The organism is Variovorax sp. EL159 (genome assembly GCF_900100965.1).
In the GTDB taxonomy this organism is placed as follows: Bacteria; Pseudomonadota; Gammaproteobacteria; order Burkholderiales; family Burkholderiaceae_C; genus Variovorax.
On the sequence record NZ_FMUJ01000006.1, the window covers coordinates 402880 to 411954 of the forward strand.

A 9075-nucleotide genomic window follows, 5' to 3' on the forward strand; every position below is an offset into this window, starting at 1 on the left:
GCTCGCCAGAATTCGGGACTCCTGGTAGTAACCCTTATTTCTCATGACAACTCGACGTACCCTCCTGGGCCTGAGCGGCCTCGGACTGATGGGCGGCCTCCTGAGCGCCTGCGGCGGAGGTGGCGGTGGCAGCGGCGCACTGGGCCTTCCGCCCATGCCGACCCCGGCTCCCTCCCCTGCCCCTTCCCCCGCGCCCGCACCCACGAGCGCACCCAACGCTTCCTGGCGGATGCCCGACGAAGGCGGTGCCCATCGCGCAATCTGGATGGCCTTCGCGGCGCGCGAGTCCATCTGGACCAGCGAAATGCGCCAGCCCGTGCAACAGGCACTGGCCCGCATCGCCAATGCCATCAGCGTCTATGAGCCGGTCAAGATGCTGGTCAATGCCGAAGACCTCGCCACGGCCCGCCAGCTTTGCGGCTCCAACGTGCAACTCATCGAACACGCCATCGACGACCTCTGGGCGCGCGACACCGGCTGTGTCTTCGTGCGCGATGCCCGCGGCGCGCGAGCCGCCGTGAGCTTCAACTTCAACGGTTGGGGCAACAAGCAGCCGCATGCGCGCGATGCCACGGTGGCGGCCCGCATGGCCGAACTGGCCGGCGTGCCCCTGCTGCGCAGCCGCCTCGTGCTGGAGGGCGGCGGCATCGAGGTCGATGGGCAAGGCACGGCGATCATCACCGAGAGCTGCGTGCTCAACAAGAACCGCAACCCGGGCGTCGGCAAGGCCGAGGTAGAGGCTGAACTCCAGCGGCTGCTGGGCATCGAGAAGATCATCTGGCTGCCGGGCATCGTGCAGCCCGGCGACATCACGGACGGCCACACCGACTTCTATGCGCGCTTCCTCAAGCCCGGCGTGATCGTCGCGGCCCTCGAGAACAACAACACCCCCGACTACGACGTGACGCGGCGCCATCTGGAACTGCTGCGAACGGCCACCGATGCGCGCGGCCGCGCATTGCAGATCGTCACGCTGGAAACGCCGACCCAGGTTCGGCCGACCTATGCGCGCAAGGATTTCGCCGCCGGCTATGTGAATTTCCTGATCACCGACAAGGCGCTGTTCCTGCCCGAATTCGGCGATGCCGCAGCCGACCAGGCCGCCCGCGCGGCGCTGGCGGCGCAGTTGCCGAGCCATCAGATCGTGCAGCTGAACATCGACGCCATCGCCGCGGGCGGTGGCGGCATCCACTGCACGACACAACAGGAGCCGGTTTGATCCGGCGCCTCTTCCGGAGACCGACATGCCCCTTTCCCTGACCCGACGCCATCTGCTGCGCGGACTGAGCCTCGCCCCTCTGACCATGAACTGGACCACGCCTTCGCTGGCTGCCGCACCCGAGACCTGGCGCATGCCCGATGAGGGCGAGCCGCACCGCGCCACCTGGATGTCCTTCGGGCCCAGCGAAAAAGTCTGGGGCCGGCGCCTGCTGAAGCCCGCGCGCGAGAACCTGGCCAACATCGCCCGCACCATCGCGGCCTTCGAGCCCGTGCACATGCTCGTGCGCGAGCAGGAGTACGACATCGCCGCCCGGCTGTGCGGCAACCGCGTGCAGCTCGAAGTGCAGCCGGTCGACGACCTCTGGATGCGCGACACCGGGCCGGTGTTCGTGCGCAATGCCGAGGGCCGATGGGCGGGCGTGGATTTCAACTTCAACGGCTGGGGCGGCAAGCAGGCCCATGCGCGCGACGCCGAGGTGGCCGGGTACGTTACCGGCGCCACCAAGGCGCAGCCCCTGGCCACCAGGCTCGTGCTGGAGGGCGGCGGCATCGAGGTCGACGGGCAAGGCACGGCGATCATCACCGAGAGCTGCGTGCTCAACGCCAACCGCAACCCCGGCTTGCGCAAGGACGCCTGCGAGGCGGAGCTCAAGCGCTTGCTGGGCCTGAGCAAGATCATCTGGCTGCCCGGCATCGCGGGCCGCGACATCACCGATGGGCACACCGACTTCTATGCGCGCTTTGCCGCTCCAGGAGTGGTGGTCGCGGGCCTCGATGAAGACCCCGACTCCTACGACTACGCGGTGACGCGCCGCCACCTGGATATCTTGCGGCAGGCCACCGACGCGCGCGGGCAACGCCTGCGCGTGGAAGTGCTCGCGGGACCGGAGACGGTGCGCGAAGCACTCGAGACGGACGAGTTCGCGGCCGGCTACATCAACTTCTACGTCTGCAACGGCGCCGTCATCGGCCCGCAATTCGGTGATGCGCGCGCTGATGCCAATGCTCGTGCACTGCTGCGCGACCTGTTTCCGAAACGCGAAGTGGTGCAGATCGATATCGATGCCATTGCCGCGGGCGGCGGTGGCATTCACTGCACGACGCAGCAACAGCCGCGCTGATTCGTGCGGCAGTAGCAGCAACAACCGACGCGCGCATCACCAGCGAGCGGCCGAACCAGCGCGCGAGCATGAGCAGGTCCGACCGTTCGCCCGCGGCAGATGGTCTGCCCGCTTTACCGCTCGCCGGTGGTCCATCGGACTCGACTGCATTGAAAACGCAGCAAGAGTTCGGAGCCTTTCGCAAGGCTCCGGTGGCACCTAGCTGCTTGCAGCCTCGTCGATCAGCGCGGCCACTTCAACAGGCTTAGACGCCAGCGACGCATGGCTGGCCGCCAACGTGATGACCTTCTTCGCACCGAGCCGGGCCGACATGCGCTCCTGGTTGGCCGGCGCGATCATGCGGTCTTCGCTCGAGATCTGGTACCACGACGGCTTCTTCTTCCATGCCGGTGCCGTGATCGCATCGCCGAAGGTGCTGGCCAGCGGTGCCTTCTGCGTCACGCCCATCACGCGGCCTTCTTCGGCGCTCAGGTCCTGGCAGAAGCTCTCGTGGAACTTCTCGGGCACCACCCACAGGTAGCCATCGCTGTCGGGTGCGAGGTTGGCGGCCGCTACCGGCGGATGTTGCTGCGTGATGCCGCCGGGGCTTTCGCCGGCATCGGGCGCGAAGGCCGCGATGTAGACCAGCCCGGTCACGTTGGGCAGGTCGCCGGCTTGCGTGATCACCGCGCCGCCATACGAGTGGCCGACCAGCAGCACTGGCCCCTGCTGCTGCACGACCATCTTGCGCAGGCGCTCTGCATCGTCGGCCAGCGAAGTCAGCGGCAGCTCGACCGCGTGCAGCGAGGTGTAGCCCTTGCGCAGAAGTTCGGCGATGACGCCGTTCCAATGTGCCGCGCCGCCCCAGAAACCGTGGACCAGAATAACGCTCGTTGTCTTGCTCACGATATGGCTCTCCTTGATTGAAATTGCGCACCGGCAACAACTGCGCGACCCGGCCTGCCGGCACATGAAGCCAGGTCAGAGAGCGGCCATTATTGGAGGCCGGGTTCGGGCTGAAATGATTCAGGCTCCAAAGAAATTTGCACAAACGCCAACGGGCCGGCGGCCTCTGGCGGCGCGCTCAGAGCTTGGTTGCCGACGCCTGCTTGCGCCACTGTGACGGCGACAGGCCGAAGCGCTCCCGGAACGCGCGGCTGAAGGCCGCATCCGATTCGTACCCCACGTCCTCCGCGATCCACCGGATCGGCTTGGACGTGTTGCCAAGGCGCTCGGACGCCTTGTCGAGCCGCCACGCGGTCAGATACGCGCCGGGCGACTGTTCGAGCAGCGACTCGAAGTGAGCAGCGAACGACGACCTGGACATCCCCGCGATCTCCGCGAGATCGGCGACCTGCCAGGGACGTGCAGGCGCGGCGTGAATGGCGGACAGCACCTTCGCGATTCGCGGATCGAGCGCCGCCGTCAACCAGTGCGGTGCAGCGGCATCCTGCTCGGCCCAGCGGCGAATGATCTTCACGAACACGATGTCGAGCAACCGCGACACCATCACGCTGCCGCCGGGCAGCCGACGTCTTGATTCGTCGGCCATGATTTCCCAGCACAACTGAAACCACTCGAGGGGCCGTTCGTTGAGGTCGCGCAGGGTGATCGCGATGGGCAGCGTGTCGAGCAGGCGCCGCGACATGGCGTCGTCGAAAGTGAAGCTGCCCCAGAACCATGTCGTCGAGGTGCCATCGCCGAACACGACGCGGCGGCGGTCGAAGCTCGCTCGCAGTGCCTCGTCGATTCCGACGATCGTTCGCGCGTGGCCGGCCTTCATGACGTGCGCCGTGCCATGCGGCAGCAGGACCAGTTCACCGGGATTCAATTCGATGGGCGCCTCCACGCCTTCGACATGCACGGTCACCGTGCCACGCGTCACGGCATGCATGCAGGCGGTATTGGCGGGAAACGACAGCGCGAAAGGAGCCTCGGGCGTGCAGGTGAGCGCCATCTCGCCGCGGATACGGACAAGGTCCAACAGGTCTGAAAGCGGGTCGCGCTCGGGCTGTCCGGGCCGTGGAAGCGTCGTTTCTTTCAAGGGATCTGGCGTGCGCATGGTGTGGCCGAAGTGATGCGGGGCGAATCGACTTCTAACCGAATTTGTTATCGCCAGAGTGGCGATCGCCAGCGCGCCCCACATGGGTCTCAGCGAACTGCCGTCGAAATACCGCAACCCTGCGGAATGTGAAAGCGGTGCCTTCGATTGCCAACCGCGAGGTCCTTGGCAGGGCCTGGACGAATGTCAATGAATGTCATTGCTCAAGCCCCCATCGCGGCCCGGACAGACGCCGGGATTGCACTCGTGCGCATGCGCCGGCGTGCCCGCCATCTTGGGAAATTGTTCACATATGTCATCAATCTGAACCGGCGGCGTCCAAATTGACGAGCCCTTTTTCAGTACATCGTTTCAGAACGCGGCGGAACTCATTGGGTTGGATGTAACGGGCGAGATAAATCCGCCGATCGCCGAAAACTTTGGCCGCATCGAGGGAGCGAGACCCATCGCTCCGCATACAGAAATTCAGCGAATCCTGAGTGGAAGCTGACGATTGACCCGGTTCGCCGAGCGCGACAAATCGCACACAAACAACCCGTCATTTAACAAACCAGGGCAGTTGTCAAAAGTCGCTGAAGACCTTGAGAAATAGTTAACACCCATAAGCAATCAAGGGCTTTTAGACTCGCGCTTTTCAAAAAATAGATAACAAAAGTTAACACGACGACGCGAGCTGGATCGAGACGATTTCAGCCGTTTGCGGGCATCAATCGATTGAAGCCACGGGGGTTGCTGAAGGTCGAGCCCACAACTGGCGATGGCATGTCATCGAACCGGCGCGCGATGGAGAGCGGGACAGGCGAATCCGGCATCGAGCAGATGCGAGTTGGAAATTACTCAAAGAGAACTGGCTATGAATAAAACTTACCGCTCCATCTGGAACGAATCGCTTGGCGCCTGGGTGGCTGTCGCAGAAATCTTCAGCGCGCGTGGCAAGCCGAGTGCCAGCCAGCAGAGCGGCAACAGCCAGGGTCGGAAGCGATTCCGGGTGGCGAGCGTCAGCGGCGCCGTCGTCGCGGTATGCCTCGGATGGGCGAGCCTGCCCGCAGTCGCCGGTTACGGCATCTTCATCAACGACGGTTCGGACACCGCCTGTACCTGGACGTTCGATACCGCGGGCGTGTCCGTCATGGGCAACTATGGCGGCAGCAATCCCACGCCGACAGGCGCCAATTCGATGTCTCTCGGGGGATTGGGATCGGGCACGCCAGTCCCCACCCTCGCCCAACTGGGTTCCCCTTCGTCGATGTGTGCCCCGACAGACAAGGCAACCCAAACGAACCGGGCGCTTTTCTACAACCCGTCCAGTGCCACCGGATCGAATTCGCTGACGCTGGGCGGAGAGCTGTACGTGAACAGCGGCAACCTGGGCTTGGGCGGCGGCACGTCCAACAACGGTTCCATGCGCATCGGCAGCAGCTCGACCTTGGCCGCTTCTTCCGGTCAGCGTGCGCTGGCCATCGGTGGCGGCACAACGGCAACGACGGCCGCCGGCGATGACGCGATTGCGATCGGCACCGGCGCGAACGCTGCGTCAAGCGGTGCAATCGCCACGGGCTTGAACGCCTTTGCCAACGGCGCAAATACCACCGCGGTCGGCAGCGGCGCCCGGGCAAATGGCGGAGGCGCAACAGCGTTCGGCAACAACGCCAACGCTGCCTTCAGCAATGACATGGCCTTCGGCACCGGCGCAACGGCGGTTGGTGATCCAAGTGGCTTAGCACCTTCAACGGCCTTCGGCAACCTTGCAAATGCCAGCGGTGGTGGTTCTACGGCATTCGGCACCCTCTCCAACGCCGCAGGAAAGACTTCCGCGGCATTTGGCTACGCTGCGCAGGCTGGCGCCGCGAATGCCCTGGCACTCGGCACGGCCGCAGTCGCGAACGGAAATCGCTCGGTGGCCATCGGCTCCGGAGCCACCGCGGCCGGTGATTTTTCTTCTGCTCTGGGCCGGACGGCAACCGCCAGCGGCAATGGCGCCACGGCAATCGGTACGAACAGCAACGGCGGTGCTTCGGCGGCTGCAAGCGACGCCATCGCGATTGGCGGGCAATCCGTGGTCACTTCGGGTGCCACTTCGGGTGTTGCGATCGGTCTTGGGTCCAATGCCAGCGTCGCCGGATCGGTTGCCCTTGGGCAGGGCGCGACAACCACCGGCGCCGCCACGGCTGCCACCGGCGGCACCACGTCTGTCAGCAGCGCAACCATCGGTGGCACGACGTTCGGCGGCTTTGCAGGCGCCAGCTCGTCCGCAGGGGTGGTGAGTGTCGGCGGCCCGGGTGCGGAGCGCCGCGTTCAGAACGTCGCCGCCGGCCTGGTTGGTGCCAGCAGCACCGACGCGATCAACGGCAGCCAGCTGTACTCCGTGGCGAGCACGACGACGAGCAGCATCAGCAGTTTGTCGACCTCGACTTCCACCGGGATCAGCAGCCTGTCGACCTCGACGTCTACGGGCCTGAGCACCGCGACCAGCAGCATCAGGAGCCTGTCGACTTCGACCTCGACCGGTCTGAGTACAGCGACCAGCAGCATCGGCAGCCTGTCGACTTCGACATCGACGGGCCTGAGCACGGCGACGAGCAGCATCAGCAGCTTGTCGACCTCGACTTCCACGGGGATCAGCAGCCTGTCGACCTCGACGTCTACGGGCCTGAGCACCGCGACGAGCAGCATCGGCAGCTTGTCGACTTCGACCTCCACCGGGATCGGCAGCCTGTCGACTTCGACGTCTACTGGCCTGAGCACCGCGACGAGCAGCATCAGGAGCTTGTCGACGTCCACCTCGACCGGCTTGAGCACGGCAACGAGCAGCATCAGCAGCCTGTCGACCTCAACGTCCACCGGTCTGAGCACTGCAACCAGCAGCATCGGTAGCCTGTCGACCTCGACGTCTACTGGTCTGAGCACTGCAACAAGCAGCATCGGCAGTCTTTCGACGGGGCTGAGCACGACCAACAGCACCGTCAGCAGTCTTTCGACCGGTTTGAGCACGTCGGCGAGTGGAATCACCAGCCTGTCCACTGGCTTGAGTACGACGAACAGCAACGTCGCCAGCTTGTCGACCTCGACCTCGACGGGTTTGAGCACGGCGACCAGCAGCACCAGCAGTCTGTCGACATCGACCTCCACTGGCTTGAGCACTGCGACCAGCAGTATCGGTAGCCTGTCGACTGGACTGAGTACGACCAACAGCGCGGTTGCAAGTCTGTCCACATCGACCTCGACGGGCCTGAGTACGGCGACGAGCAGCGTCAGCAGCCTGTCGACATCGACGTCCACCGGGTTGAGCACCGCGACCAGTAGCATCGGCAGCTTGTCGACTGGCCTGAGCACGACCAACAGTTCTGTTGCAAGCCTGTCGACATCGACCTCGACAGGTCTCAGCACTGCTACTAGCAGCATCAGCAGTCTTTCGACATCGACGTCCACCGGCTTGAGCACCGCGACCAGCAGCATCGGTAGCCTGTCGACTGGCCTGAGCACGACCAACAGTTCTGTTGCGAGTCTGTCGACGTCGACATCGACCGGTCTGAGCACAGCGACGAGCAGCACCAGCAGTTTGTCGACATCGACTTCGACAGGTCTCAGCACTGCTACTAGCAGCATCAACAGCCTCTCGACATCGACGTCCACCGGCTTGAGCACTGCGACCAGCAGTATCGGTAGCCTGTCGACTGGACTGAGCACGACCAACAGCGCTGTTGCAAGTCTGTCGACTTCGACCTCGACGGGTCTGAGCACAGCGACCAGCAGCACCAGCAGTTTGTCGACATCGACTTCGACTGGTCTCAGCACTGCTACTAGCAGCATCAGCAGTCTTTCGACATCGACGTCCACTGGCTTGAGCACTGCGACCAGCAGCATCGGCAGCCTGTCGACTGGCTTGAGCACGACCAACAGTTCTGTTGCAAGTCTGTCGACCTCGACATCCACCGGATTGAGCACGGCGACCAGCAGCATCGGTAGCCTGTCGACTGGCCTGAGCACAACTAACAGCTCTGTTGCCAGCCTGTCGACCTCGACATCGACTGGCCTGAGCACAGCCACCAGCGGCATCGGCAGCCTATCGACAGGCCTGAGCACGACCAACAGCTCTGTGGCCAGCTTGTCGACTTCGACATCTACGGGCTTGAGCACCGCCACGAGCAGCATCGGCAGTCTGTCGACGGGTCTGAGCACGACCAACAGCTCTGTGGCCAGCTTGTCGACTTCGACATCTACAGGCTTGAGCACCGCGACCAGCAGCATCGGCAGTCTGTCGACGGGCCTGAGCACGACCAACAGCGCCGTTTCCAGCCTGTCGACCTCGACATCGACCGGTTTGAGTACGGCGACCAGCAGTATCGGCAGCTTGTCGACGGGTCTGAGTACCACCAACAGTGCGGTTGCTAGCTTGTCGACTTCGACATCTACGGGCCTGAGCACCGCAACCAGCAACATCGGCAGCCTGTCGACGGGCTTGAGCACGACCAACAGCTCTGTGGCCAGCCTGTCGACATCAACCTCGACCGGTCTGAGCACTGCCACCAGCAGCATCGGAAGCTTGTCGACGGGCCTGAGTACTGCGACCAGTGGCATCGGTAGCCTTTCGACCGGTCTGAGCACGACCAACAGCGCCGTTGCCAGCTTGTCGACCTCGACGTCTACTGGCTTGAGTACAGCGACCAGCGGCATCGGCAGCTTGTCGACGGG

At 64.1% G+C, this 9075-nt stretch carries 5 protein-coding genes and 1 pseudogene; 4 read left to right on the forward strand and 2 right to left on the reverse strand.

Annotated features, from left to right (window positions below):
• The first annotated feature begins 43 nt into the window (after window positions 1–43).
• Both BLQ28_RS25840 and BLQ28_RS25845 read left to right on the forward strand, forming a co-directional pair.
• The gene (locus tag BLQ28_RS25840; RefSeq protein WP_256327456.1) at window positions 44–1219 is read left to right on the forward strand and encodes an agmatine deiminase family protein; all 1176 of its coding nucleotides are present in this window, start codon (window positions 44–46) and stop codon (window positions 1217–1219) included.
• A gap of 25 nt (window positions 1220–1244) precedes the next feature.
• A complete protein-coding gene (locus tag BLQ28_RS25845; RefSeq protein WP_093246142.1) occupies window positions 1245–2342 on the forward strand; it encodes an agmatine deiminase family protein in 1098 nt (365 codons plus the stop codon).
• Between the two features lie 198 nt (window positions 2343–2540).
• Here BLQ28_RS25845 and BLQ28_RS25850 read toward each other — a convergent pair whose 3' ends face one another.
• Both BLQ28_RS25850 and BLQ28_RS25855 read right to left on the reverse strand, forming a co-directional pair.
• A complete protein-coding gene (locus BLQ28_RS25850) occupies window positions 2541–3227 on the reverse strand; it encodes an alpha/beta hydrolase (protein ID WP_176801228.1) in 687 nt (228 codons plus the stop codon).
• Window positions 3228–3405: 178 nt separating this feature from the next.
• A complete protein-coding gene (locus BLQ28_RS25855) occupies window positions 3406–4467 on the reverse strand; it encodes an AraC family transcriptional regulator (protein ID WP_093246145.1) in 1062 nt (353 codons plus the stop codon).
• A 769-nt stretch (window positions 4468–5236) separates the two neighbouring features.
• On the opposite strand from BLQ28_RS25855, the pseudogene BLQ28_RS33545 reads away from it, so the two are divergent.
• Both BLQ28_RS33545 and BLQ28_RS32805 read left to right on the forward strand, forming a co-directional pair.
• Window positions 5237–5356, forward strand: a pseudogene (locus tag BLQ28_RS33545) (ESPR domain-containing protein); the annotation flags it as partial.
• A 90-nt stretch (window positions 5357–5446) separates the two neighbouring features.
• A partial coding sequence (locus BLQ28_RS32805) for a beta strand repeat-containing protein (protein WP_371126709.1) occupies window positions 5447–9075 on the forward strand: 3629 nt, incomplete at its 3' end.